The following is a 25,717-nucleotide window of genomic DNA, read 5'->3' on the forward strand; positions in this document are numbered from 1 at the left end:
GAGCCCGTACTTTCGTACGAGCTCTCATCTCGAATATGGCGGTGAGGGGGGGATTCGAACCCCCGATACGTTGCCGTATACACACTTTCCAGGCGTGCTCCTTCAGCCACTCGGACACCTCACCATATTGTCTTTCCCGTTGTTGCTGGGAACGGGCGCTAATGTAGGGAAATACGTATCTCCCGTCAATCAACTTTTTTAAAAAAAGATGCGTTTAGCCAAACTTCAAACAACTTGCTTCTTAAACGCGCGGGAATCGTTTTTTTTGTCACCATTCTCTTTATTCCTCGATAGCGATACGAAATTTGTTATGCTGGCAAACCAATACAAAACAAAGAGTAAAACACGACGCAAACCTCAACCTACTCACGCGTCAGTAATCAGGAGTCATTATGGAGATTATTTTTTACCACCCGACGTTCGATACCCCCTACTGGATCGCAGAGCTGGAAAAACATCTGCCGGGAGCGCGCGTTCGTGAGTGGAAACCTGGCGACAATCAACCAGCCGACTATGCGCTGGTCTGGCATCCACCGGTAGAAATGTTGCAAGGCCGCAAATTGAAGGCGGTTTTTGCCCTCGGCGCAGGCGTGGATTCTATTCTTAGCAAGCTGCGGGAGCATCCGGAAATGCTGCCGCTTTCGATCCCGCTGTTCCGCCTCGAAGATACCGGTATGGGCCTGCAGATGCAGGAATATGCGGTAAGCCAGGTACTGCACTGGTTCCGCCGCTTTGATGATTATCAGGCGCTGAAGCTGCAATCCCGCTGGCAGCCGTTGCCGGAATACCGTCGCGAAGATTTCACTATCGGCATTATGGGGGCAGGGGTGTTGGGCGGCAAAGTCGCGGAAAGCCTGTTGCGCTGGGGTTTCCCAGTGCGCTGCTGGAGCCGTAGCCACAAATCCTGGCCGCAAGTTGAGAGTTTTGCCGGTCAGGAAGAACTGGGCGCATTTTTACGGCAAACCCGCGTGCTGATCAACCTGTTGCCAAATACGGCTGAAACCGTCGGCATCATTAATGAAACTTTACTCTCTCAACTTCCGGATAACAGCTATGTTCTGAATCTCGCCCGCGGCGTACATATTGTTGAGCCGGATTTACTGGCCGCGCTTGACAGCGGTAAGGTGAAAGGGGCGATGCTGGATGTCTTTAGCCGCGAACCGCTGCCGAAAGAGAGCCCGCTGTGGGCGCATCCGCGTGTGGCCATGACGCCGCATATTGCCGCCGTTACCCGTCCACAGGAAGCGATCGCTTATATTGCCAGTACCATTAGCCGCCTGGAGCGTGGTGAAACGGTCAGCGGGCAGGTCGATCGCCAACGCGGCTACTAATCGATAACCCCGCTACGGCGGGGTTTTTACTGATCATGACTCCTGATTCCTGCTATTCTTGCCACAAACAGAGGAGGAGATTGTGATGTATCCTGTTGACCTGCACATGCATACCGTCGCCAGCACCCACGCCTATAGTACCCTGCATGACTATATTGCCGAGGCCAAACGTAAAGGCATTAAACTTTTTGCCATCACCGATCACGGCCCGGATATGGCCGATGCGCCGCACTACTGGCATTTCGTCAATATGCGTATCTGGCCGCGTCTGGTAGATGGCGTCGGCATTCTGCGCGGCATTGAAGCGAATATTAAAAATACCCAGGGTGAAATTGACTGTACCGGACCAATGCTGACCTCGCTGGATCTGATTATTGCCGGTTTTCATGAGCCGGTATTCCCGCCTCAGGATAAAGCCACCCACACTGAAGCGATGATTGCCGCGATTGCCAGTGGCGCAGTCCACATGATTAGCCATCCAGGCAATCCGAAATTCCCGATCGATATTCCGGCAGTAGCCGAAGCAGCGGCAAAGCATCATGTGGCGCTGGAAATTAATAATTCCTCTTTCCTTTCATCGCGTATCGGTAGTGAAGATAATTGCCGGGCAATCGCCGCCGCCGTGCGTGATGCGGGTGGTTGGGTGGCGCTGGGTTCGGACTCCCATACCGCCTTTACGCTTGGCGAATTTACCGAATGTCGCAAAATCCTCGACGCGGTGAATTTCCCGGAAGAGCGGATCCTTAACGTCAGTCCGCGTCGACTACTGAATTTCCTCGAATCACGCGGAATGCCGGCGATTGCGGAATTTGCAGACCTTTAATTTGAACCACTGGAACATATTGTATGAATGAATTTTCAATCCTCTGTCGCGTGCTGGGCTCGCTGTACTATCGTCAGCCGCAGGACCCGCTGTTGGTGCCGCTGTTCACGCTGATTCGCGATGGCAAGCTGGCCGCCAGTTGGCCGCTGGAACAGGATGAATTACTGGAGCGTCTGCAGAAGAGTTGTGATACCCAGCCGTTAACCGCTGATTACAACGCCCTGTTCGTTGGTGACGAATGTGCGGTCTCGCCTTATCGCAGCGCGTGGGTTGAAGGCGCCACGGAAGCGGAAGTCCGCGGTTTTCTCACTCAACACGGTATTCCTACTGGCGACGGGCCAACCGATCATATTGGATCCCTACTGCTGGCCGCATCCTGGCTTGAAGATCATGTCTCAGATGACGAAAGCGAAACGTTGGAAACGTTGTTTGCCGATTACCTCTTACCGTGGTGCGGCACCTTCCTCGGTAAAGTCGAGGCGCATGCGCAAACCGCATTCTGGCGTACCATGGCGCTACTCACGCGTGAAGCTATATCCGCCATGTGGGATGAGCTGCAGGAAGAAAATGACGAATAATTGTGATTTAAGTCACTTTTAGTGTGAAACAGCAAACTCACGCATTCATATTGTGTGTTCTGGATCGCATTTGGTTGCCGCGTATCTGCTATGATACGCGGCATGAACATACTCTTCGCAATCGCACTCACGACGGGCATTCTCTCCGGTATTTGGGGATGGGTGGCGGTCTCACTTGGCCTGCTGAGCTGGGCCGGTTTCCTCGGCTGTACGGCCTATTTCGCTTGCCCACAGGGCGGCCTGAAAGGGCTGTTGATTTCCGCCTGCACGGTCATGAGCGGCGTGATATGGGCGCTGGTGATTATTTACGGTAGCGCGCTGGCGCCGCAGTTGGAAATCCTCAGCTATGTGATGACCGGAATAGTCGCCTTCCTGATGTGTATTCAGGCGCGTCAGCTGTTGCTCTCTTTTGTTCCCGGAACCTTTATCGGCGCCTGCGCGACCTTTGCCGCGAGCGGCGACTGGCGCATTGTCGTGCCATCGCTGGCGCTGGGATTGGTCTTTGGCTATGCCATGAAAAACAGCGGGCTGTGGCTGGCGGCGCGAGCGGCAAAGAATAAGTCTCTGGCTAACGATAACGTCTGATTTTCTTCACATTTCCTCGACGACGGGAGTAAGCTTCCCGTCACTCACTACATGAAAGCCTTTTCGCATCAACCCCTCTTCGATTGTTTTTTCCTCTTAATGCAGACATTTTGAGCAAACAAACCATAATAATTTGATACCGTTTGCAAAAACGGAGAGAAAAAAGTATCAACGGGTACTTCATATATATACTGATTTTGTATGTAGTTGCTTGTATTCAACTGCGCTCATGGATGATTTGTAAGGTTTTTTTGACCGTTACGCAGAGGGGTTTTGCCGTGAAAAAAATGACTGGCGTACTACTTGCTACAGTTTGTTTCCTTCCCGCTTTATTGACTTTTTCAACTACCTCTAACGCCGCAAGCGGCGTGATTCGTTTCCACGGCGGCGTTGTCGAACCGCCTTGTAAAATTCGTTCTTCAGAAGATCAGGTCTCGATGGCTTGCGCTAAGCAGAAGTCAGTCACTTTTTCTGCCCAGCAGGTAGCCCGGGGAGATCTGCAACATGCCAATATCAAATCTACACAGTTCACCTTTATCAATCCCCAGCACACCAACGCTATTCTCGAAGTGAGTTATCGGTAATAGCAAGGCCCCTGCAGATCCAGCGGGGGCCTTCGCCGCGCCTCTCTCCTGACATTCTCACGCTGCTTTTTTGTAGCAAAATCAAGATGAATCGATTTTGTTAGCAAAAAGAAAACAAAAAGTAATATATTTGTATTTCATAACGCAATCATTGCCTTGCCGTATTCTGGCGGCGCAGTGCGCTCATGGATGGCCTGTTGCTTCTTTGCTATTAAACAGAGGAGACTGCCGTGATAAAAAAAATCCACGCCTTCGCGATGCCATGTCTGATGTTGTCGTGCTTGTTTGGAGCAGTGCACGCCGCGCCGACCGACGGCGTTGTCGCCATTTATGGGCAGGTCGTCGATCCGTCCTGCGAAGCCAATAGTGTGAGCGAAAAGATTGAAATGGCCTGCCCGCAGCTGCCTACACGGGCGCTTTCGCCCCAGGTGCTGACGACGGGAAATTACAGCAATGACGCCGTCCGTTCAGCACAATTAAAGTATATTGATCCGCAACATACCCGCGCTATCCTCGAAGTGAATTATCGCTAATTACCGCCCCTCAGGCTTCCGCCTGGGGGGCTATCATGCCATAGTAGACACCACGCTAAGTATGAAGACGTTTGCCGACAGGAGGGGGAAATGGTTGTTCAACCTGAGGTGGTTCTCGGCGATATCACGACGTTGCAGGTAGATGTTATTGTCAACGCGGCAAACCCATCGTTACTGGGCGGCGGCGGTGTTGATGGCGCCATTCATCGCGCAGCGGGCCCGGAACTACTGGCAGCCTGCAAAATAGTCCGTAAGCAGCAGGGCGAATGTCCGCCCGGGCATGCGGTTATCACCAGCGCCGGTAATCTACCGGCCAGCGCGGTGATTCATGCAGTCGGCCCCGTCTGGCACGGCGGTGACGAGCAAGAGGCCGAATTACTGACGGATGCCTATCGCAATAGTCTGTTGCTGGCGGCAGCCAATAATTATCGATCTATTGCTTTTCCGGCTATCAGCACCGGCGTATATGGCTATCCGAAACAGGCGGCGGCGGAAATTGCGGTGAAAACGGTGAAGGCTTTCCTCACCCGATATAATCCACTGGAACGAGTGTGCTTTGTCTGCTTTGATAACGAAACGGCGGAGATCTATCAGCGATTATTGCAGGCAGAATGAATCGCGGCACCGGCAGCACGCAGGCGCGCTGCCGGTTGCGGATTTTAGTTAACCGACACCGGCGCTTTCGCCGGTTTTTGCTGCGGTTTGCCTGAGAACAGGAAGCGCAGCAGAGGAATACGTAGATGGATTTCGTACAGCACCAGCGCAATACCCACCACAAACACCAGTCCGGCGATAAAACCTAACAGATTCGATTTGATTATTGGCGTAATCCACGCTCCGTACAGCAGGGTGAGGGGATGATGCACCAGGTAGATAAACAGCGAGGCGTTGACGAAGTAAGTCACCCGAGCGGACTGGAAGTTGAGCAGGCGGTGGCCCAGCGAGAATACCACGTTCACCATCCACAGCCCAAGCACCATGGTAATCACCGATTCGGTTTCATACATCCAGCCATCGCCGGAACCATACTGCTGGTTAAGACGATAGGCGATAAAGCCCAGCAGTGCGCCGACAAAACACCAGGGTGATGAGGTGGTGAACATCGCTTTTAGCCGCGGGTTGATGAACGTCTGCGCGCCGAGAACAAAGAACGGCAGATAGAACAGGGTCTGCATAACGATGAAGTTAAACAGTCCGTTGCTGAGAATCGGCGGGTAAACGATAAAAATAGTGCGACGAATTACCGCATACAACACGCCAAGCCCAAGGAAAATAAGAGATAATTGACCAAATGTGACAGTGTCACCAAAGCTGGCGGTCTGCGTTTTCCCTCGATTGGCCAGCCACTTAAACAGCACCACGCCGAGAGTGGTCAGCACGACCAGCACCAGCAGGAACCACAGATGAGAGATAAGCTCCCATGCCAGGGTGTTGAATTTGTCATAGCCGGAGAGCGTGTGCCAGTTTTGCGCTTTACCATTAACGTATTGCAGCATCAAGAATTGCGGCAAAGTCAGAAGTGGAATCGCGGTGAGCATCGGAATGCCAACGCGCTCTACGCGTACTTTCCACCATTTCTTTAGGGGATAGCGTAGAAACAGCATGTAAGAGAAGTAGCCGGAAATAACAAAGAAGACCTGCATGCGGAAAGCATGGATAAAGTCATTGAACAGCGTTAACCCCCAGGAGGGCTCCAGGCTATTCACATGCCAGCTGTGGCTGGAGTAGATAAGCGAAATGTGAAAGGGTATCCCCAGCAGCATCAGCCAGGCGCGGATGCTGTCGAAGAAATATTCACGCTCTACTGGTGTTTTATTCATAAATTCACAACAATCTCAGACAATTCGTCTTATCACTCGCGGCGATAACGGTTACATTCCCAGCAACCCTACATGAACTCAGGGTATCTGTCTCCAGGATAAGTACGCAAAGTGCAATATGGGACAGAGAACTGTTTATTCCCTGGTCCGCTAAGCTGAACAATGCAGGGATTATGTTGTCGGATTGCCTGAGTTTCCATTAAAATAGATCGGATCGATTTAAGCACACAAAGGGGGAAGTGCTTACTTACTATGAAACATAAACCACAGATGATGAAAATGCGTTGGTTAAGCGCAGCCGTAATGTTGTCCCTGTGTACTTCATCTGCATGGGCATTCAGCATTGATGACGTAGCAAAACAGGCGAAAACGTTAGCCGGGAAAGGCTATGAAGCGCCGAAAAGTAACCTGCCCTCCGCCTTCCGCGATATGAAATACGCGGATTACCAGCAAATCCAGTTCAATCACGACAAAGCGTACTGGAATAACCTGAAGACCCCGTTCAAGCTGGAATTTTACCACCAGGGCATGTATTTCGACACGCCGGTTACTATTAATGAAGTGACCAGCACCAGTGTACGTAAAATTAAATATAGCCCGGATTATTTTAATTTTGGCAATGTGCAACACGATAAAGACACGGTGAAAGACCTTGGTTTCGCCGGTTTTAAAGTACTGTATCCGATCAATAGCAAAGACAAGAATGACGAAATCGTCAGCATGCTCGGAGCCAGCTACTTCCGCGTTCTTGGCCAGGGTCAGGTATACGGGCTTTCCGCCCGCGGCCTGGCTATCGATACCGCGCTGCCGTCAGGCGAAGAGTTTCCTCGTTTCCGCGAGTTCTGGATTGAGCGCCCGAAAGCGACCGATAAGCGCTTAACTATCTATGCGCTGTTGGATTCCCCGCGTGCGACCGGCGCCTATCGTTTTGTGGTTATGCCTGGGCGCGACACCGTGGTTGATGTGCAGTCGAAGGTCTATCTGCGTGACAAAGTCGGTAAACTCGGCGTGGCACCGTTGACCAGTATGTTCCTGTTTGGGCCGAACCAACCGTCGCCGACGACTAACTATCGTCCGGAACTACATGACTCCAACGGTCTGTCGATTCTTGCCGGTAACGGCGAGTGGATCTGGCGTCCGCTGAATAACCCGAAACACCTGGCCGTTAGCAGTTATGCGATGGAGAACCCGCAAGGGTTTGGCTTGCTGCAGCGTGGCCGCCAGTTCTCCCGCTTTGAAGATCTCGACGATCGTTACGACCAGCGCCCGAGCGCGTGGATCACCCCGAAAGGCGACTGGGGTAAGGGTAAAATCGAATTGGTTGAAATCCCGACCAACGATGAAACCAACGACAATATCGTCACCTACTGGACCCCGGATCAGCTGCCAGAACCGGGCAAAGAGATGAACTTCAAATACTCTATTACCTTCAGCCGCGATGAAGACAAGCTGCATGCGCCAGATAGCGCTTATGTGGTGCAGACTCGCCGCTCAACCGGTGATGTGAAGCAGTCTAACCTCATTCGCCAGCCAGATGGCACTATCGCTTTCATCGTTGATTTCACCGGCGCTGACATGAAAAAAATGGCGGCGGACACTCCGGTAACGGCGCAGGCGAGCATCGGCGATAATGCCGAAATCGTGGAAAACTCCGTGCGCTATAACCCGGTTATCAAAGGTTGGCGTATGACCCTGCGCGTGAAAGTGAAAGATCCGAAGAAAACCACGGAAATGCGTGCGGCGCTGGTCAATGGCGATCAGACGCTGAGCGAAACCTGGAGCTATCAGCTGCCTGCCAATGAATAAGATAACGAATTATATCGACGCATTGCCGCTGTCGGATGCAGAAAAGGCCGCATTACCAGATGCGAGCCTGCAAGCCGTGCATGAAGCGCTTGACGCAGAGCATCATCATTTTCCGCGTGATGAAGATTCCCCGTTAGGATCGGTAAAAGCGCGGCTGGAGCATAGCTGGCCGGACTCTCTGTCCGGCGATCAGCTGGTGAAAGATGATGAAGGGCGCACGCAGCTTCATGCGATGCCGAAAGCGAAACGTTCCTCAATGATCCCCGACCCGTGGCGTACCAACCCGGTAGGCCGCTTCTGGGATCGCCTGCGTGGCCGTGACGTGACTCCGCGCTATCTCTCTCGCCTCACGCAAGAAGAGCGTGAAAGCGAACAGAAATGGCGTACCGTCGGCACCATTCGTCGCTACATTTTGCTGCTGCTGACGCTGGCGCAAACGGTAGTGGCCACCTGGTATATGAAGACCATCCTCCCTTATCAGGGGTGGGCGCTGATCAATCCATCCGATATGGTTGGCCAGGATCTGTGGGTCTCCTTCATGCAGCTACTCCCTTACGTGTTGCAGACCGGCATCCTGATCCTCTTTGCGGTACTTTTCTGTTGGGTCTCGGCCGGTTTCTGGACCGCGCTGATGGGCTTCCTGCAATTGCTGATCGGGCGTGATAAGTACAGTATTTCGGCATCCACCGTTGGCGACGAGCCGCTGAACCCGGAACACCGTACAGCGCTTATCATGCCTATCTGTAATGAAGATGTTGACCGCGTGTTTGCCGGCCTGCGCGCCACCTGGGAATCGGTGAAAGCGACGGGTAACGCTGCGCATTTTGACGTTTACGTGCTCAGCGACAGCTACGACCCGGATATTTGCGTTGCCGAGCAAAAAGCGTGGATGGAATTGATTGCCGAAGTGCAGGGTGAAGGCCAGATCTTCTATCGTCGCCGTCGTCGTCGTGTGAAGCGTAAAAGCGGCAACATCGATGATTTCTGCCGTCGCTGGGGTAGCCAGTATAGCTACATGGTGGTGCTCGACGCTGACTCAGTAATGACCGGCGAGTGCCTGAGCGGGCTGGTGCGCCTGATGGAAGCGAATCCGAATGCCGGGATCATCCAGTCTTCGCCGCGCGCTTCCGGTATGGATACCCTTTATGCGCGCTGCCAGCAGTTCGCCACCCGCGTGTACGGCCCGCTGTTTACCGCCGGGCTGCACTTCTGGCAGTTAGGTGAATCGCACTACTGGGGTCACAACGCCATTATCCGCGTGAAGCCTTTCATCGAACACTGCGCGCTGGCGCCGCTGCCGGGCGAAGGTAACTTTGCCGGCTCGATTCTTTCGCATGACTTCGTGGAAGCTGCGCTGATGCGCCGTGCGGGGTGGGGCGTTTGGATCGCCTACGATCTGCCTGGCTCCTATGAAGAGCTGCCGCCGAACCTGCTGGATGAACTGAAGCGTGACCGCCGCTGGTGTCAGGGTAACCTGATGAACTTCCGCCTGTTCCTGGTGAAAGGGATGCACCCGGTACACCGTGCGGTGTTCCTGACCGGCGTCATGTCCTATCTGTCGGCGCCGCTGTGGTTTATGTTCCTCGCGCTGTCGACGGCGCTACAGGTCGTGCACGCCCTGACCGAGCCGCAATACTTCCTGCAGCCGCGTCAGCTGTTCCCGGTATGGCCACAATGGCGTCCGGAACTGGCTATCGCGCTGTTTGCTTCGACCATGGTACTGCTGTTCCTGCCAAAACTGCTGAGTATCATTCTGGTGTGGTGCAAGGGGCCGAAAGAGTACGGCGGCTTCTTCCGCGTGACGCTCTCCCTGTTGCTGGAGGTACTGTTCTCGGTGCTGCTGGCGCCGGTGCGCATGCTGTTCCATACCGTGTTCGTGGTCAGCGCGTTCCTCGGTTGGGAGGTAGTGTGGAACTCACCGCAGCGCGATGATGACTCAACACCGTGGGGCGAGGCCTTTATGCGTCACGGTTCGCAGCTGCTGCTGGGGCTGGTATGGGCGGTTGGCATGGCGTGGCTGGATCTGCGTTTCCTGTTCTGGCTGGCGCCTATCGTCGTGTCGCTGATCCTCTCTCCGTTTGTCTCGGCGATTTCCAGCCGCGCGACGGTAGGTCTGCGCACTAAACGCTGGAAATTGTTCCTGATCCCGGAAGAGTATTCGCCGCCGCAGGTACTGAAAGATACCGATGCTTACCTGACTTTGAACCGTCAGCGTTCGCTGGGCGATGGCTTTATGCACGCGGTGTTTAACCCATCGTTCAACGCTCTGGCGACGGCAATGGCTACGGCGCGTCACCGCCACGGCCGTATTCTGGATATCGCCCGTGAACGCCACGTTGAGCAGGCGCTGAATGAAACGCCTGATAAACTCAACCGCGATCGTCGGCTGGTGCTGTTAAGCGATCCGGTAACGATGTCGCGTCTGCACTATCGCGTGTGGAACGCCCCGGAGAAATACTCCTCCTGGGTGGGGGCGTATCAGCAGCTCACGCTGAACCCTCTGGCGTTGAAAACGAAGTAAGCCGTACGTTAAGGAAAATACCGGCAATTGTGCCGGTATTTTTTTGCCTGAGAGGAAGTTAATGAGAATATTTGTGCTTATCGCCATGACGCTGGTACTCAGCGGCTGCGGCAGCATTATTAGCCGTACGGTACCGGGGCAGGGCCATGGCAACCAATATTACCCCGGCGTACAGTGGGATGTTCGTGATTCAGCCTGGCGCTATCTGACCATTCTCGATCTGCCATTCTCGCTGGTATTTGATACGCTGTTGCTACCGCTAGACGCCAGCCACGGCCCCTATGAGTAATTAACGCTCGTCCCACTCATCGGCTGCGGTCTGCCCCTCTTCGGTATCCAGGGAAGGCTCCAGCTGAAACTCGCCTTCATCCCATTCGTGTAGCGTATTCTCTTCCACCCACTCCTGGCGTAGCTCGATTTCGTCATAATCGCCGTCAAATACGCTCTGTGCCGCTTCGCCACTGAGCATGGCCAGGCACTCGCCTTCTTCATCTTCGCTGGCGAAGAATTCAGCCCGCCAGGCGATATCGCCATCCTGGAGAATATACTTCTGCATATTGAACTGTTCGATGTTGGCAGTTTCTTCATCGCTGTCGGGATAATCGGCCAAAAACTCTTCCCGGGCGGCGTCGATGGCCTCTTCGAGCGTGGCGTAGAAAACTGATTCCGTTGACATAGCTAACCCCCTAAGAAGAATGAAAAAGGAACACGTTTCAATCTATAGAAGGCGGTTAGTCTGGCGTCAAGGCAGAGAAGAGCTGAAGCGCTTAATTTACCGAACGTTTACCCGAGCCCCCGTCATCCGCTGAAGCGTCGTGCCGTGGGCGGCGCAGACTGATGGTCGAGTAAAAAGCGTTAAACAGGACGACGCAGGCGGTGACGATGAAGACGGCGCGGAAGCCGTAGTTGGCCGAGACCGAGGCGCCGATTAACGGGCCGGTGACGTTGCCGATATCGCGAAACGACTGGTTATAGCTGAAGATACGTCCCGAAATCTGGCTGGTGGAGTTGTACACCAGCAGGGTTTGTACGGCGGGTAACAGCGCGCCGTCGGCGGCACCAAGCAAAAAGCGCAGAATGCCTAGCTGCAGCGGCGTCTGAACGAATGACATCGGGATCAGTAATAGCACGGAGATAACCAGAGCAACTATCAGGATCTTTTCCGGCCCAATGCGATCGCCGAGCTTGCCTAAACGTGGCGCGCTCAATAGGGCGGCAATGCCGGGTACGGAAGCAATCATGCCGCTAATAAAGGCGATATTACTGACGTTACCTGCCAGGTCACGCACGTAGAGCGTCAGTATCGGCGCAATGGAGCCGGTAGCGACCTGGATAATCAATGAGGTGACGAACAAGCTCAGCACCAGTTTAGGATTCTTAAGCGAACCGAAAACGTCCCTGGCATTGAGCATCTCTTTTTTGTTCACCGGAACAAAGTTTTCGCGGATTAAAAACAGGGTGAACAGGAAGCAGATAAACAGCACCGTGGCGGTCATAAAGAAGACGGTGCGCAACCCCCAGTGGTCGGCAAGGAAACCGCCAGCCAGCGGGCCGAGCAGGGCGCCGCTTACCGCGCCGGTTGAAAGCGTTCCTAGCGCCCAGCCGCTTTTCTGACGGGGGATCTGGGTGGCGATCAGCGCATTGGCATTGGGAATAAACCCGCCCAGTAAACCCAGCAACGCGCGCAGGATCAGGAATTGCCAAATGTTCTGCGCCATGCCCATCAGCATCATGACGATAGCCATCCCCAGCGCCGAACGCAGCAACATAATCTTACGCCCTTTACGGTCGGCTAATCCGCCCCAGAACGGCGAGGCAACGGCGGAAAAGAGGAAGGTTATGCTAAAGACCAGCCCTGACCACATATTCAGCGCGCTATGGCCGGTGACGCCCAACTGTTCGACGTAGAGCGGCAAAAAAGGCATCACGAGGCTAAAGGCGGCGCCGGTTAAAAAGCAGCCAAGCCAGGTGACGGTAAGATTTCGTTTCCAGTTAATAGGTGTATCAGCAGACGACATAAGGTCTCACTGGCCCGCGGCGCGGGTCAAAATAAAGGAAAATATGAGCCTGCTAATTATGCGCCTGAGAAATGGTTGTCGCAATGGAGCATAGCTTTTAAAGCTAAAGGAGTATTTAAGAGGACTGGCGGTAGAATTTATCCGGGCAGAGAACCGCCCGGATAGTGAGTCAATCAGTAGCGCGAAGGCACGCCTTCCGGACGGGTTTTAAAGCGGCGATGCAGCCACATATATTGCTCTGGCGCCATCAAAATGCACTGTTCGACGATTTTGTTCATCCACGCGGCGGTGGTTTCTGCGTTTTCCAGAGGCGGATCGCATTCCGGCGGCAGCATGATGAGCTCATAGCCTTTGCCATTCGGTTTGCGTCGTGGGACGAATGGCACAATGCACGCTTTAGACATTTTCGCCAGCATCCAGGTCCCGGAAGTGGTGGCGGCCTGCTCGACGGCGAACAGGGGGGCGAAGACGCTGGCGGTCGGGCCGTAGTCATGGTCCGGGGCATACCAGACCACTTCGCCTTTTTTCAGCGCGCGGATCATGCCTTTGAGATCTTTACGGTCAATCATATCTTTGTTGGAACGCAGGCGGCCCCAGGTCTGCAGCCAGTCGATAACCGGGTTGTCATTCGGGCGATAGACGCCGATACCGGGTTGATTCATGCCGAACATGCGCGCACCCATTTCCAGCGTCAGGAAATGAATGCCAATCAGCAGGATGCCGCGGTTTTGTGCCTGCACGTCGCGGACATGTTCAAAGCCGATGGTGTCTGTCCAGCGCGCAATGCGTCGGGTTGGCCAGAACCATGCCATCCCGGTTTCCATCAGGCCCATGCCGACTGACTCGAAGTTTTGAACTACCAGTTGATGACGCTCCTGCTCGCTCTTCTCAGGAAAGCAGAGCTCAAGATTACGATAAGCGATTTTTGCGCGGCGTTTCATAAAACGCATCGCCAGACGACCAATGGCATTACCGAGACGGTAGATAACCGGATAAGGGAGTTGGACAACTAACCACAACAGGCCTATGCCCAGCCAAAGCAGCCAGTAGCGCGGGTGGAGCAGCGCGGCGGAAAATTTCGGTAAATGGGTCATTTCATACCTGTCTGATTAAACAACGCGTTCTATTATCGCATTTTTTTCCTCTACCGCCAAAAGCAGTCTCCGGCTGAAGCCGATTGTTAACGGCTGAAAACCGCGTGGATGAAATGTAGCGTAAAATGTAGGGATGTAAATTAACGGTGTTTGCTATATGATGCCCGCCGTTTATTTTACTCATTTCCTATGTCGAGCAGGTACACCATGCCAGTGTTACACAACCGCATTTCAAATGAGACGTTAAAGGCGCAGATGCTGGCTGAGACCGAGCCGCGCACGACGATCTCGTTCTATAAATATTTCACTATCGTTGACCCGAAAGCGACCCGCGACGCTCTGTGGCTGGCGTTGACTAAGCTGAACGTCTTTGGCCGCATCTATCTGGCCCATGAAGGTATCAATGCGCAGATCAGCGTGCCGGAAAGCAAGGTCGCAGCGCTGCGTGAATTTCTCGATAGCTTCGATCCGGCGCTAAAGGGGTTACGTCTGAACATCGCGCTGGATGATGACGGTAAATCCTTTTGGGTCCTGCGCCTCAAGGTCCGCGACCGCATTGTGGCCGACGGTATTGATGACCCAACCTTTGATCCCTCTGATGTGGGCGAGTATCTGAAAGCGGCGGAAGTGAACGCGATGCTGGACGATCCGGACGCGGTATTCATCGATATGCGTAACCATTATGAGTACGAAGTCGGTCATTTTGAGAACGCGATGGAAATTCCGGCGGATACCTTCCGCGATCAATTGCCGAAAGCGGTTGAGATGATGCAGGAGTACAAAGACAAGAAGATTGTCATGTACTGTACCGGCGGTATTCGCTGTGAGAAAGCCAGCGCCTGGATGAAGCATAGCGGTTTCAATAAGGTATGGCACATCGAAGGCGGGATTATCGAGTATGCGCGCCGCGCCCGTGAACAGGGATTGCCGGTACGCTTTATCGGTAAGAACTTTGTCTTTGACGAAAGAATGGGCGAGCGTATTTCTGATGATGTGATTGCCCACTGCCATCAATGCGGCGCACCATGCGACAGCCACACCAATTGCCTGAACGACGGCTGCCATTTGCTGTTTATTCAGTGTCCGGCTTGTGCCGAGAAATTTGCCGGTTGCTGCAGTGAAGCCTGTATGGAAGAGCATAAACTACCGGAAGAGGAGCAGCGCAAACTGCGGGCGGGGCGAGAGAATGGCAATAAGATTTTTAATAAATCCCGTGGCCGTCTTAATACCAAATTAGGTATCCCGGATCCCGACCCGTCAGTAAAACCATAACCAGATGAGGTCGATTACTGCTAGCAGCAGCCACAGCGCGAGATAAATCATAAAGTGCTCGCGCACATTGTTGACTAACCAGTGATACAGGCGACGCATAAACGTTCTCAATCAATAAACGGCCTCCATTGAGGCCGTTTCGTTTTATGGCTGGCTATTATTGTGAAAATCGCGCCAGCGAGAAGGGAGTCAAATCAAACTCCGTCGTTTCACCTTGCGCAAATTGCGTCGCAATTTCGCCAAGTACCGGGGCAAATTTGAAACCGTGACCGCTTAAACCAGTAATGAGTAATGTGTTGTCGTGACCGGGAAGCGTATCAATGATGAAATCTTCATCTACCGTATTATCGTACGTACAGGAGGCGCCGTGCAGGCAGCCGCCAATTCCGGGCAGCACGTTGCGCAGGAAGTTGAACGACTCAGACCCATCGCTGGCGACAGCGCCAAACGGTTTCCGCTCGCCCGGCTCGGAAATCAGCTGGCCGCCATTGTGTTTGCCGATCTTCAATTCGTTGTCTTCCGCCGGGAAGCCATAATACTGATCGCCATTCGGTAGTTCGCCGGTGAAAGCAGGGAAGTTATTTTTCGTGCTATAGCGACCATCGGCCTGGAACCAGGCGAAGACTTTACGTACCGGTTGAATGGGCAGTTCCGGCAATAATTTCGTTACCCAGGTTCCGGCGCTGATCAGCAGTTTTTTGCCATTGTAACTGCCGTCAGCGGTATCGATGGTCACGCCATCGGCATGATGATGGATCGCGGTCACCGGACAGTTGAAGAGCTGGGCACAACCCGCCTCACGCGCCAGCCGGATCCAGGTTTCAACCGCCAGTTCGCTGCGTAATACGCCGGAAGCCGGCTCAAAAATTGCCCGATAATCTTGTGGGATACGAATCTCCGGCCAACGCTTCATGACAGCTTCAGCGTCCAGTTCCTCTACGTTAAGCTTAAACTGACGCGCGCTGTGGGCCACGTTATTGAGAAAATCGGAGCTGGCCGGGCCCAGGTTAATGACGCCGGTTTTTTCGAATACGGCCTCGCCGCTGTCTTGCGCGAATTCGTCCCATAGCTGCTGGGCACGTAGCACCAACGGTACGTATTTTTCGCCCTCGCCATAAGCGTGACGAATCAGACGCGTGTTGCCATGGTGGCTGCCTTCCTGATGCGGCGGTTTGTGGGCATCGGTCATCAGGACATTCAGACCGGCGCGGCGGGCGTAATAGCCAGCGGCAGCGCCAACGGAGCCGCTACCGATAATGATGAGGTCGTATTGCATGGTGAGTTCCGGGTTATTGTTTTATTAGCAGGGTAATTAACATCAGCCGGATGTACAAGCGCGAAAAATAATTCAGGCACCCGCAGGTGCCTGTTCAGTGAATATTTAGACATCATCGGTGATGCTAATGTCTGCGATACTCATTTGCCTGGTAATCGCCAGATTCTATCTTCGCTATTCCTGCTTCCAGAATAGAAATAAACTGACGTGCGACGTCCGTCGTTAGCCATAGCGTCTGGCCAATTTCTGCTTCTTTATCGCTTTCTTGGGTGGGGTTTTGGTAGTGCAGGCGCAACATCAGCGCATCGTAGCTATCAACGGTGCTGATGTCCCATCCGACGAGGGGATGGGTCTGGATGACTTCATTATTCTTTTCCATCATAACCCCTTATTCATATGTTAAAAGACAACAATTCTCGAGGTTTAATGCTTGTTTTCTGAAGCAGGTTAATTATATCAGCAGTTAAGTACAAACTCGAGAAAATAAATAAATAGCGACAAATTTTGCGCTGATTGGCGGTTTTTTGCGCGAGTTTCGTCCTGGGTCTCATTATTTTTTAAGGAATTTATCAGGATATTAAGGAAAGTCTTAGTTATAAGCGGAGATAAAAAAGCCGGGGCGACCCGGCAAAAAAAAGCACAATGAGGGAGCAAATTGATTTTGCGTAAGCAGACCCGGAGGCTTAGTCGTGGATAAACCAGTCGTCGGCGCTTTCCCAGGTTTCCTGCAGGATTTCGCTAATCCGGTCTTTGTCTTCTTTCAGGCCACCGATGACAGATAAATTATTGCCAGCGGCATAACGTACCGTGACCTGGTTTTCACGTTCCGGGTAATAGTGAGCGATACGCTTAGCGAGTTCGTTATTCAGCGCTTCCAGCGCGCCGTTGGGTAAGGCTGTGGTTTTGGCAATTGACACTTCGATGCGCATAATGGCCCCCTGGGTAATATACTGGTTATTTATACAGTAACGCTTGCATATTTACAACAGGGGGCAAAAAACTTTATTTTTTCATCGTCCAGCGCACGGTTTCGCCGGCCAGGAACGGTATCAGCGTATCGCCAGGAAGGGCGATGCTTTCGGCGACAGTACTCTCTTCGCGTACCAGTTCAACGTAGCTTTCATTCACCGGCAGGCCGTAGAAACGCGGGCCATTCAACGAGCAGAAAGCCTCAAAATGTTCCAGCGCATTCATCTCTTCAAAGACGGTGGCGTAACTACCAAGCGCGGTCGGGGCATTGAAACAGCCCGCACAGCCGCAACTGGCCTCTTTACGGTGGCGTGCATGCGGAGCGGAGTCGGTGCCGAGGAACGCGCGACTGAACCCGCTGGCGACCAGTTCACGCAGCGCCTGCTGGTGGATATTGCGCTTGAGGATCGGCAGGCAATATAGATGCGGGCGAATACCGCCAACCAGCATATGGTTGCGGTTAAACATCAGATGCTGCGGCGTGATGGTGGCGGCCAGCAGTTCGTTGCCGTCGCGCACGTATTCAGCGGCATCTTTGGTGGTGATATGTTCGAAGACCACTTTTAACCCCTGCAGCCGTTTGCGCAGTGGTTCCATCACCGTCTCGATAAAGCGCGCTTCGCGATCGAAGATATCGATATCAGCATGGGTAACTTCGCCGTGTACCAGTAGCGGCATGCCCAGTTTTTCCATCCGTTCCAGCACCGGCATAATGGCATCGGTGCTGGTCACGCCGTGACTGGAGTTGGTGGTGGCGTTTGCCGGGTAGAGTTTGGCTGCGGTAAATACGCCTTCACGGAATCCGCGCTCCAGTTCGTCCGGATCGAGCGTGTCGGTCAGGTAGCAGGTCATCAGCGGAGTGAAATCATGCCCGGCGGGAATCGCATCGATGATGCGCTGGCGGTAAGCAATGGCAGCAGCGACGGTCGTTACCGGCGGTACCAGATTCGGCATCACGATCGCCCGGCCATAAAACTCACTGGTGTAAGGCACGACGGTTTGCAACATATCATCATCGCGTAAATGGATATGCCAGTCGTCAGGGCGGCGGATTTTCAATACCTGGGGTTGTGCTGTCATGGAAGGCTCCGGCTAATTGGTTCAGTCATCAGGGCTGTTTTTTGCCGGGCACTAAGGATAAGCGTAAACGTTTTCCTTTGCACTCATTTCCGTAAAAAATTAAGGGCGCCATATTCAGCGCCCTTATTGTTTAATCAGTGAAGGGGATGATTATCTCGCCCGGTTTCACTTCAATGCCTTTAGCGTATTTCTTCGCTAAGGCTTCACCTGTGCTGGCATCTTCACGCAGAACGTAGGCTGGTTGCTGATTGAAATAGCTGCGCAGCGACTGATTCAGATAAGGGATCAGCGTCTGTACCACGGAGGTGAGCTTTTCCGGCTTAACTTTCGCATCGACGACTTCCATTTCACGCAGATAAATCGCGCCTTGCTCTTTATTGAACACCGGCAGCGCTTTGAGCTTCAGGTCGATGGTCGCTTTCTGATTGCCAAACAGCGAATTCAGATCCAGATTAGCGGTTCCGCTCAACGACACCTTGTTCGGCTCTTCACGACCAATGGCGCTGGTCAGGTTTTGCAGCTCAATGTGCGCATCCGCTACGCCAGGCAGGCCGATATCTTTAGCGAAGTGATTACGTTTCTGCAGCGCCTGGTTAATCTCCTGCTCGCTAACGGAGTATTGCGTAAGCTGGTTACATCCGCTCAGAAGGCCGCTGACAATCAGCGCGGCCGCGATCAACATCTTTTTCATTGGGTTCCTTAACGTCATGCCATAGCTAATCCTGACACAAAGCAGCATGGTCTGCTAGCCCCGCTTGTACTAGCGGAAAATGCTGAAAAAAAGGATTACCACTTTGGCTGATTGTCAGGTGCGCGGTTCCAGCATGCCGGAAGCCGACCGTTTCTGGCTAAACTGCCACCATAGCGCAATGAAAGTTGCAAAGCCGATAATGCCCAGCATCAGCCACGGTAGTTCAGGTTGATTAAGCACTTTACCTGCATCAAACAGCCAGCCGCCGCCGGCATACCCCAGCGCGCCGCCAAATGCCAGACCAAGGCGGCTGAAACCCATATAGCTGCCGCGAGCGCGGGCATCAGCCAGTGAAGCGCCCAGCGTTTCGCGCGCAGGTTCGGCAATGATCGAGCCGATATAGAAAATACAGATTAAGGTAAACAGCTGCTGTAGCGTGCTGGTTAAGCCAATCGGCAGCATCGCCGCCGTCATCACCAGCAAACCCGCCATCAGACGATGCTCGAGGCGAAAACGTTTCTCGCTCCAGCGGGCGATGGGATACAGCAGCGTCAGGGAGATTGTCGCCTCGATGGCATACATCCATTTCACCGCCGCCGGAGAACCCGCAATATCGTTAACCATAATCGGCAGCATGAGCATCACCTGCACGGCCAGCATGTAGTAACCGGTCAGGGTCAACACGTAAGTGACAAAGCGCTTATCGCGTAACACCAGCCCCAGTCCTTCGCGGATCGGTGTTTTGACCGTCGAGAGTTTCCATGCCGGCAGATACCAGGCGTTAAATGCGGCACAGGCAATAAAGAGCGCTGCCCCTGCGCTGCACACCAGACGGAAATCGTACTGTAATAGCCAACTGCCGAGCAGAGCGCCGATGACCGCGCCGGCGCTATCTTGCATCATCAGGATAGAGAAGAAACGACCACGTTGATGCGGGCGCACCAGTTTGACCACCAGCGCCGCTCGCGGCGGGTCGAACAGGGTGCCGCCGAGACCAGACAAAATGCATGAGAGCCAGAGCACCCAGGGCTCATGGGCGACGGCCATCGCCGCGAAACCGCCGGCGCGCATCAGCATGCCGGTGACGATCATCGGTTTGGCGCCGAAACGATCGGCAATCGCCCCACCGAAGATGCCTAATCCTTGTTGCACCAGCTGACGTAGACCGAGGGCAATACCGACCATCAGCGCCGCCCAACCCATTTGGTCGACAAAACGGATCGATATCAGTGGGAATACGACAAAAAAGCCGAGCACAACCAGCATGTTATCGACTAACAGGAAATATTTACCCAGGCTCCTTGCCTGCGATACGCGGGACATTTCCCCTCCAGGGAAAAAGAAAGATAAGCTTAGATATTCTGCGGGGGCGGCGGTTATTTTCCCAGCATACTGGCGACAATATTTTTTTATCAAAAAGCAAGATCGATTGAGCCTATTCATCGAAAAATGGAGATGGTGCAGAAAATGGTATGTTGCTGTTTTCCCACCTTCACTCAGGGAAGGTATAGTGAAAGATATTAGTTTGGGGCAGGGAACAGGAGTGAGGAATGTTTGGCTATCGCAGTAACGTACCCAAGGTGCGTTTGACGACGGACCGGCTGGTGGTGCGGCTGGTTCACGATCGTGACGCCTGGCGTCTGGCCGATTATTACGCGGAAAACAAGGGGTTCCTGAAACCCTGGGAGCCGGTGCGCGATGAAAGCCACTGTTATCCTTCCGGCTGGCAGGCGCGATTATCGATGATTACGGAGTTTCATAAACAGGGTTCGGCCTTTTATTTCGCGCTACTCGATCCTGATGAGAAAGAGATTATTGGCGTAGCGAATTTCTCAAATGTGGTGCGTGGTTCATTTCATGCCTGTTATCTCGGCTATTCCATTGGTGAAAAGTGGCAAGGGCAGGGGCTGATGTTTGAAGCGCTGACCGCGGCGATTCGCTATATGCAACGTACGCAGCATATTCACCGTATCATGGCCAACTATATGCCGCATAACAAACGCAGCGGCGATCTGCTTGCCCGGCTCGGGTTCGAAAAAGAGGGTTACGCAAAGGACTACCTCCTCATTGATGGGCAATGGCGAGACCACGTATTGACGGCGTTAACGGCCACTGACTGGACACCAGGGCGCTAAGGAGAAAACATGAAATATCAGCTAACCGCGCATGAAGCGCGCATCATTGGTTGCCTGCTGGAGAAGCAGGTGACCACGCCGGAACAATATCCGCTATCAGTGAATGCTGTGGTTACCGCCTGTAACCAGAAAACCAACCGTGAGCCGGTAATGTCGCTGGCGGAAAGCGACGTTCAGGATTTGCTGGATGAGCTGGTCAAACGCCACTACCTGCGTACGGTAAGCGGTTTTGGCAACCGGGTGACCAAATATGAACAGCGCTTCTGCAATTCGGAATTTGGCGATCTCAAATTAACGGCGGCGGAAGTCGCCATTGTCACGACGCTGCTGCTGCGCGGTGCGCAAACGCCAGGCGAGCTGCGTAGCCGCGCGCAGCGGATGTATGAATTCCGCGACATGGCCGAGGTGGAAAGCACGCTCGACAATTTGGCCAGTCGTGAAGACGGTCCTTACGTCGCGCGCCTTCCGCGCGAACCGGGTAAACGCGAAAGCCGCTATATGCACCTGTTTTGTGATGACATGGATTCGCTTATCACCGTGGTCGAGGCGGTGTCGCCGCCGAATGACGATTTGCAGGCGCGCGTTGAGGCGCTGGAAAGTGAAGTCGCTGAGCTCAAAGTACGCCTTGATTCACTACTGGCTCATTTAGGAGAGTAACCGTGACGGCGAAATTACGTGTTGGCGTGGTGGGACTTGGCGGCATTGCGCAAAAGGCATGGCTGCCGGTGCTGGGCGCCGCTGATGGCTGGACGCTGCAGGCCGCCTGGTCGCCAGGAAAAGAGAAAGCGTTACGCATCTGCGAAACCTGGCGTCTGCCCTATGCCGAGTCTCTGGATGCGCTGGCGGCGCAATGTGATGCGGTATTTGTCCATACCTCAACCGCTTCACATTATGAAGTGGTTCATCATCTGCTGAATGCAGGCGTTCATGTTTGCGTGGATAAGCCGCTGGCGGACAAGCTCAGCGAAGCCGAATCATTGGTTGAACTGGCGGCACGTCGGCGTTTAACGTTAATGGTGGGCTTCAATCGCCGCTTTGCGCCGTTGTATCGTGAATTGAAAGCGCATCTCAATGACGCGGCGTCATTGCGCATGGATAAGCACCGTAGCGATAGCGTGGGCAAAGAGCTGCGCTTTACCCTGCTGGATGATTATCTGCATGTTGTCGATACCGCGCTGTGGCTGGCGGGAGATAAAACGCGGGTGGACGGCGGGGTCCTGCAAACCACTTCTCAAGGGGAAATGCTCTACGCCGAGCATCACTTCAGCGCGGGGCAACTGCAGATCACCACCAGTATGCATCGTCGCGCGGGAAGCCAGCGTGAGTGGGTGCAGGCGGTGACCGATGGCGGACTGTATGAGGTGTGCGATATGCGCGAGTGGCGTGAAGAGAGGGGCAGCGGTATCCTGCAGCGCCCGGCGCCCGGCTGGCAAACGACACTTGAACAGCGCGGATTCGACGGCTGCGCTCGCCACTTTATCGAATGTGTGCAAAATCAGACGGTTCCGGAAACCGCCGGCGAGCAGGCGCTTTTAGCCCAGCGGATCGTGGAAAAGCTCTGGCGCGAGGCGATGAGCGAATAACTGGTTGTAACAACTGACAGTAGTAATTCATTGCGAACCCGGTAGACTATCGCCACTTTCCAGCGCCCGCTTTTGCGGGCGTTTTACTCCATGGGTTGTGGAATAAGACAGTAATGAATCTATTAAAATCATTAGCGGCAGTCAGCTCGATGACCATGTTCTCGCGTGTACTGGGGTTCGCCCGCGATGCTATCGTCGCGCGTATTTTTGGCGCCGGGATGGCGACCGACGCCTTTTTTGTGGCCTTCAAACTGCCAAACCTCTTGCGGCGTATTTTTGCCGAAGGCGCCTTTTCTCAGGCGTTTGTGCCGATTCTCGCTGAATATAAAAGCAAGCAGGGCGAAGACGCGACGCGGGTGTTCGTCTCCTATGTTTCCGGGCTGTTGACGCTGGTTCTGGCGCTGGTCACGGTGGCAGGGATGCTGGCGGCGCCATGGGTGATTACCGTCACCGCTCCGGGCTTTGCCGATACGCCGGATAAATTTGCCTTAACCACCCAGCTGCTGCGCATCACCTTCCCCTACATTTTATTGATCTCGCTGGCGTCGCTAGTGGGGGCGATCCTTAACACCTGGAACCGCTTCTCGGTTCCCGCGTTCGCGCCGACCTTCCTTAACGTCAGCATGATTGGTTTTGCCCTGTTTGCCGCGCCTTATTTTCATCCGCCAATGCTGGCGATGGCCTGGGCGGTCACGGTTGGCGGTATCCTGCAACTGGCGTATCAACTGCCGCATCTGAAAAAAATAGGTATGCTGGTTCTGCCGCGGGTTAACCTGAAAGATGCCGGGGCGATTCGCGTGGTTAAGCAGATGGGGCCGGCGATCCTCGGCGTCTCTGTCAGCCAGATCTCGCTGATTATCAATACCATTTTTGCCTCCTTCCTGGTTTCAGGTTCGGTCTCCTGGATGTATTATGCCGACCGTCTGATGGAGTTCCCCTCCGGCGTGCTGGGCGTGGCGCTGGGCACCATCCTGTTGCCATCGTTATCAAAAAGTTTCGCCAGCGGCAATCACGATGAGTACTGCCGACTGATGGATTGGGGGCTGCGTCTGTGCTTCCTGCTGGCCTTGCCAAGCGCGGTTGCCTTAGGCATTCTCGCCAAACCGCTGACGGTATCGCTATTCCAGTACGGTAAGTTTAACGCTTTCGATGCGGCGATGACGCAACGCGCTCTGGTGGCTTATTCGGTTGGACTGATGGGGCTTATCGTCGTGAAGGTACTGGCGCCGGGCTTTTACTCGCGCCAGGATATCAAGACGCCGGTTAAAATCGCCATTGTTACTCTGATAATGACCCAGGTGATGAACCTGGCGTTTATTGGCCCGTTGAAGCATGCCGGCTTGTCGCTGTCTATTGGTCTGGCTGCCTGTCTGAACGCCGCGCTGCTTTACTGGCAACTGCGTAAGCAGAAAATCTTCACGCCGCAGCCGGGCTGGTTCGTCTTCCTGCTGCGTCTGGTCATCGCGGTGCTGGTCATGGCCGCAGCGCTCGTCGGCGTGATGTATCTGATGCCGGAATGGTCGCAGGGGACGATGCCGTTCCGCCTGATGCGTCTGATGGTGGTGGTGGTGGCTGGCGTAGTCGCCTATTTCGCGACATTGCTGCTGCTCGGCTTTCGCCTGAAAGAGTTTGCCCGCCGCACGATTTAAATTCACCGTAACGTCGGGCCTGATTAACCCGTTCCGCCATGCGGAGCGGGTTTTTTTATCTCACGGCGCGTTCTGCGGCCTGTAGACGGGCATTTTCCAGCAGGCGGATAATCAGAGCAATCGCGCCGCTACTCACCGCCAGAATCACCACACCGTTCCAGCCAGCCAGCACGTACAGTTTACTTCCCAGCACCGATCCCAGAGCCATTCCGATGAAGACCACGGTAAATAGCAAGGCGTTAAGCCTGCCGCGGGCCTGGGGCTCCAGGCTGTAAACCAGGTTTTGATGCGCCACCAGGCTCGACTGCAGACCAAGGTCAAAACCGATAGCCGATAACGCAATCAGCGCCAGTTGGCCGTGTACCGGCAGCGCGGGCAGTAGCAACATCAGGGCAAAGGAGACGGTGACTAACGCCGTGCCGAGCTGGGTGACTCTCCCTGCGCCAACTTTATCCGCCAAACCGCCTGCCAGCGGTGCCGCCAGGGCGCCTGCTGCGCCAGCGATACCGAAGCCGCCGGCGACCGCGCTACCCATCTGGTAATGTTCGGCGAGCATGACCGCCAGCGTCGACCAGAACGCGCTAAAGGCGATAGATAAAAAGCCCTGGGCGAATGCCGCGCGGCGCAGCGCGGGATAGCGCTGCCACAAATGGGCCATTGACTTCAGCAACTGCGGATAACTGAGGGTAGAGTGGATCTCAAAACGCGGCACAACACGCCACATTAACAGGCCGATGAAGGCGATACTGACTGCCGCTGCCTGGTACATGACCCGCCAGCCAAATAGCGCGCCGACCAGCCCGCTGACGGTACGTGAAAGCAGGATCCCCAGTAGCAGGCCGGTCATCACCGTACCGACCATCTTCCCCTGTTTGCCCGCCGGCGCCAGAATAGCCGCCGCCGGGACAATATCCTGCGCCATGGTCGCCGCCATGCCAATCAGCAGGCTGACGACCAGTAGCGAGGTAAGCTGACCGGTCAGGCTGCAGAGTAGCAACAGTACCGCCAGCACGGCGCTTTTCAGCAGGATAAGCGTTCGGCGATCGTGGCGATCGCCGAGCGGCAGCAGAAATAATATTCCCAATGCATAGCCAGCCTGTGTCAACGTGGGCACCAGCCCCATTCCCTCAACGCTGAGATGCAGGTTGGCGCCGATTAACGGCAGCAGCGGCTGGGCGTAGTAGATGGATGCGACGCTGAAGCCAGCGCCGAGCGCGAGAATAAAAATAACCCAGCCGGCCTGGCGGGGGGATAAAGGAAGCGGTGTCATGGTAGTGCCCTCGTAAATGCGTTGGCGCTATTGTTCCCTGAAGCAGACTGGCGCGGAAGATAGGGTAGTGGTAAAACGGTTATACGTAGCACGTATAGG

The 25,717-nt window shown here is 54.2% G+C and carries 27 protein-coding genes and 1 tRNA gene; 15 read left to right on the forward strand and 13 right to left on the reverse strand.

Annotation, left to right across the window (positions count from 1 at the left end):
• Positions 1 to 36 precede the first annotated feature (36 nt).
• Positions 37 to 124: transfer RNA gene (locus ABLU78_RS04785), tRNA-Ser, on the reverse strand.
• 268 nt (positions 125 to 392) lie between these two features.
• On the opposite strand from ABLU78_RS04785, the gene ghrA reads away from it, so the two are divergent.
• From ghrA to ymdB, 7 genes are all read left to right on the forward strand, one after another.
• Positions 393 to 1,331, forward strand: coding sequence for a glyoxylate/hydroxypyruvate reductase GhrA (gene ghrA / locus ABLU78_RS04790; RefSeq protein ID WP_015705016.1), 939 nt, complete (start codon positions 393 to 395; stop codon positions 1,329 to 1,331).
• 85 nt (positions 1,332 to 1,416) lie between these two features.
• Positions 1,417 to 2,154: a phosphatase gene (locus tag ABLU78_RS04795; RefSeq protein WP_015367224.1), complete on the forward strand. Its 738-nt coding sequence runs from the start codon at positions 1,417 to 1,419 to the stop codon at positions 2,152 to 2,154.
• Positions 2,155 to 2,177: 23 nt separating this feature from the next.
• Positions 2,178 to 2,732, forward strand: a complete 555-nt coding sequence (locus tag ABLU78_RS04800) for a molecular chaperone (protein ID WP_048228644.1) — start codon at positions 2,178 to 2,180, stop codon at positions 2,730 to 2,732.
• Between the two features lie 102 nt (positions 2,733 to 2,834).
• Complete coding sequence (locus ABLU78_RS04805) at positions 2,835 to 3,317, forward strand: DUF1097 domain-containing protein (RefSeq protein ID WP_015705019.1); 483 nt, start codon at positions 2,835 to 2,837, stop codon at positions 3,315 to 3,317.
• A 287-nt stretch (positions 3,318 to 3,604) separates the two neighbouring features.
• Positions 3,605 to 3,901, forward strand: coding sequence for a fimbrial assembly protein (locus tag ABLU78_RS04810; RefSeq protein ID WP_223575861.1), 297 nt, complete (start codon positions 3,605 to 3,607; stop codon positions 3,899 to 3,901).
• 230 nt (positions 3,902 to 4,131) lie between these two features.
• Positions 4,132 to 4,434 (forward strand): type 1 fimbrial protein, encoded by a 303-nt coding sequence (locus ABLU78_RS04815; protein ID WP_020079155.1) that lies wholly within the window; start codon positions 4,132 to 4,134, stop codon positions 4,432 to 4,434.
• A 90-nt stretch (positions 4,435 to 4,524) separates the two neighbouring features.
• A complete protein-coding gene (gene ymdB, locus ABLU78_RS04820; RefSeq protein ID WP_323806375.1) occupies positions 4,525 to 5,049 on the forward strand; it encodes an O-acetyl-ADP-ribose deacetylase in 525 nt (174 codons plus the stop codon).
• Between the two features lie 44 nt (positions 5,050 to 5,093).
• Here the strand turns inward: ymdB and mdoC are convergent, their stop codons facing one another.
• Positions 5,094 to 6,254, reverse strand: a complete 1,161-nt coding sequence (gene mdoC, locus ABLU78_RS04825; RefSeq protein WP_015705023.1) for a glucans biosynthesis protein MdoC — start codon at positions 6,252 to 6,254, stop codon at positions 5,094 to 5,096.
• Between the two features lie 252 nt (positions 6,255 to 6,506).
• On the opposite strand from mdoC, the gene mdoG reads away from it, so the two are divergent.
• The 3 genes from mdoG (at position 6,507) to ABLU78_RS04840 (ending at position 10,870) form a co-directional block, all read left to right on the forward strand.
• Positions 6,507 to 8,060 carry a glucans biosynthesis protein MdoG gene (gene mdoG, locus ABLU78_RS04830; RefSeq protein ID WP_048228645.1) on the forward strand — a complete coding sequence of 518 codons (1,554 nt, stop codon included), beginning with the start codon at positions 6,507 to 6,509 and terminating at the stop codon, positions 8,058 to 8,060.
• On the forward strand, positions 8,053 to 10,581 hold the full coding sequence (gene mdoH / locus ABLU78_RS04835) for a glucans biosynthesis glucosyltransferase MdoH (RefSeq protein ID WP_015705025.1): 2,529 nt from the start codon (positions 8,053 to 8,055) through the stop codon (positions 10,579 to 10,581). The genes mdoG and mdoH overlap by 8 nt, the downstream gene beginning before the upstream one ends.
• A gap of 61 nt (positions 10,582 to 10,642) precedes the next feature.
• Positions 10,643 to 10,870, forward strand: a complete 228-nt coding sequence (locus ABLU78_RS04840) for a YceK/YidQ family lipoprotein (protein ID WP_015367215.1) — start codon at positions 10,643 to 10,645, stop codon at positions 10,868 to 10,870.
• On the opposite strand, the gene ABLU78_RS04845 is transcribed toward ABLU78_RS04840, so the two are convergent.
• The 3 genes from ABLU78_RS04845 to ABLU78_RS04855 form a co-directional block, all read right to left on the reverse strand.
• A complete protein-coding gene (locus tag ABLU78_RS04845) occupies positions 10,871 to 11,257 on the reverse strand; it encodes a MysB family protein (RefSeq protein WP_048228646.1) in 387 nt (128 codons plus the stop codon). It abuts the gene before it with no gap.
• 91 nt (positions 11,258 to 11,348) lie between these two features.
• On the reverse strand, positions 11,349 to 12,599 hold the full coding sequence (gene mdtG, locus ABLU78_RS04850) for a multidrug efflux MFS transporter MdtG (protein ID WP_048228647.1): 1,251 nt from the start codon (positions 12,597 to 12,599) through the stop codon (positions 11,349 to 11,351).
• Between the two features lie 173 nt (positions 12,600 to 12,772).
• Positions 12,773 to 13,693, reverse strand: a complete 921-nt coding sequence (locus ABLU78_RS04855) for a Kdo(2)-lipid IV(A) acyltransferase (protein WP_015367212.1) — start codon at positions 13,691 to 13,693, stop codon at positions 12,773 to 12,775.
• A gap of 207 nt (positions 13,694 to 13,900) precedes the next feature.
• On the opposite strand from ABLU78_RS04855, the gene ABLU78_RS04860 reads away from it, so the two are divergent.
• On the forward strand, positions 13,901 to 14,965 hold the full coding sequence (locus tag ABLU78_RS04860) for a rhodanese-related sulfurtransferase (protein ID WP_015705028.1): 1,065 nt from the start codon (positions 13,901 to 13,903) through the stop codon (positions 14,963 to 14,965).
• Here the strand turns inward: ABLU78_RS04860 and ABLU78_RS04865 are convergent.
• The 7 genes from ABLU78_RS04865 to mdtH all read right to left on the reverse strand — a co-directional run bounded on the left by ABLU78_RS04865 (position 14,951) and on the right by mdtH (position 20,304).
• Positions 14,951 to 15,064: a YceO family protein gene (locus tag ABLU78_RS04865; RefSeq protein WP_015367210.1), complete on the reverse strand. Its 114-nt coding sequence runs from the start codon at positions 15,062 to 15,064 to the stop codon at positions 14,951 to 14,953. The two genes, ABLU78_RS04860 and ABLU78_RS04865, sit on opposite strands and share 15 nt — an antisense overlap.
• Before the next feature lie 58 nt (positions 15,065 to 15,122).
• Positions 15,123 to 16,241 carry an N-methyl-L-tryptophan oxidase gene (solA, locus tag ABLU78_RS04870; RefSeq protein ID WP_015705029.1) on the reverse strand — a complete coding sequence of 373 codons (1,119 nt, stop codon included), beginning with the start codon at positions 16,239 to 16,241 and terminating at the stop codon, positions 15,123 to 15,125.
• Positions 16,242 to 16,365: 124 nt separating this feature from the next.
• Complete coding sequence (gene bssS / locus ABLU78_RS04875; RefSeq protein WP_015367208.1) at positions 16,366 to 16,620, reverse strand: biofilm formation regulator BssS; 255 nt, start codon at positions 16,618 to 16,620, stop codon at positions 16,366 to 16,368.
• A gap of 304 nt (positions 16,621 to 16,924) precedes the next feature.
• Positions 16,925 to 17,170 carry a DNA damage-inducible protein I gene (gene dinI, locus ABLU78_RS04880; RefSeq protein WP_015367207.1) on the reverse strand — a complete coding sequence of 82 codons (246 nt, stop codon included), beginning with the start codon at positions 17,168 to 17,170 and terminating at the stop codon, positions 16,925 to 16,927.
• Between the two features lie 73 nt (positions 17,171 to 17,243).
• The gene (gene pyrC / locus ABLU78_RS04885) at positions 17,244 to 18,290 is read right to left on the reverse strand and encodes a dihydroorotase (protein WP_015367206.1); all 1,047 of its coding nucleotides are present in this window, start codon (positions 18,288 to 18,290) and stop codon (positions 17,244 to 17,246) included.
• Positions 18,291 to 18,420: 130 nt separating this feature from the next.
• Complete coding sequence (locus ABLU78_RS04890) at positions 18,421 to 18,981, reverse strand: lipoprotein (protein WP_015705031.1); 561 nt, start codon at positions 18,979 to 18,981, stop codon at positions 18,421 to 18,423.
• Between the two features lie 114 nt (positions 18,982 to 19,095).
• Complete coding sequence (gene mdtH, locus ABLU78_RS04895; protein WP_015367204.1) at positions 19,096 to 20,304, reverse strand: multidrug efflux MFS transporter MdtH; 1,209 nt, start codon at positions 20,302 to 20,304, stop codon at positions 19,096 to 19,098.
• 227 nt (positions 20,305 to 20,531) lie between these two features.
• On the opposite strand from mdtH, the gene rimJ reads away from it, so the two are divergent.
• From rimJ to murJ, 4 genes are all read left to right on the forward strand, one after another.
• Complete coding sequence (gene rimJ, locus ABLU78_RS04900) at positions 20,532 to 21,116, forward strand: ribosomal protein S5-alanine N-acetyltransferase (RefSeq protein WP_015367203.1); 585 nt, start codon at positions 20,532 to 20,534, stop codon at positions 21,114 to 21,116.
• Positions 21,117 to 21,125: 9 nt separating this feature from the next.
• Positions 21,126 to 21,773: a YceH family protein gene (locus tag ABLU78_RS04905; RefSeq protein WP_015367202.1), complete on the forward strand. Its 648-nt coding sequence runs from the start codon at positions 21,126 to 21,128 to the stop codon at positions 21,771 to 21,773.
• A gap of 2 nt (positions 21,774 to 21,775) precedes the next feature.
• Positions 21,776 to 22,699, forward strand: a complete 924-nt coding sequence (locus ABLU78_RS04910) for a Gfo/Idh/MocA family oxidoreductase (protein ID WP_015367201.1) — start codon at positions 21,776 to 21,778, stop codon at positions 22,697 to 22,699.
• Positions 22,700 to 22,812: 113 nt separating this feature from the next.
• On the forward strand, positions 22,813 to 24,348 hold the full coding sequence (murJ, locus tag ABLU78_RS04915) for a murein biosynthesis integral membrane protein MurJ (protein WP_015367200.1): 1,536 nt from the start codon (positions 22,813 to 22,815) through the stop codon (positions 24,346 to 24,348).
• Between the two features lie 55 nt (positions 24,349 to 24,403).
• On the opposite strand, the gene ABLU78_RS04920 is transcribed toward murJ, so the two are convergent.
• Positions 24,404 to 25,618 carry an MFS transporter gene (locus ABLU78_RS04920; RefSeq protein ID WP_348820199.1) on the reverse strand — a complete coding sequence of 405 codons (1,215 nt, stop codon included), beginning with the start codon at positions 25,616 to 25,618 and terminating at the stop codon, positions 24,404 to 24,406.
• Positions 25,619 to 25,717: the final 99 nt, after the last annotated feature.

The sequence above is a fragment of the Klebsiella sp. JN_Kp122 genome (assembly GCF_040062085.1).
Taxonomy (GTDB): domain Bacteria; phylum Pseudomonadota; class Gammaproteobacteria; order Enterobacterales; family Enterobacteriaceae; genus Klebsiella; species Klebsiella aerogenes.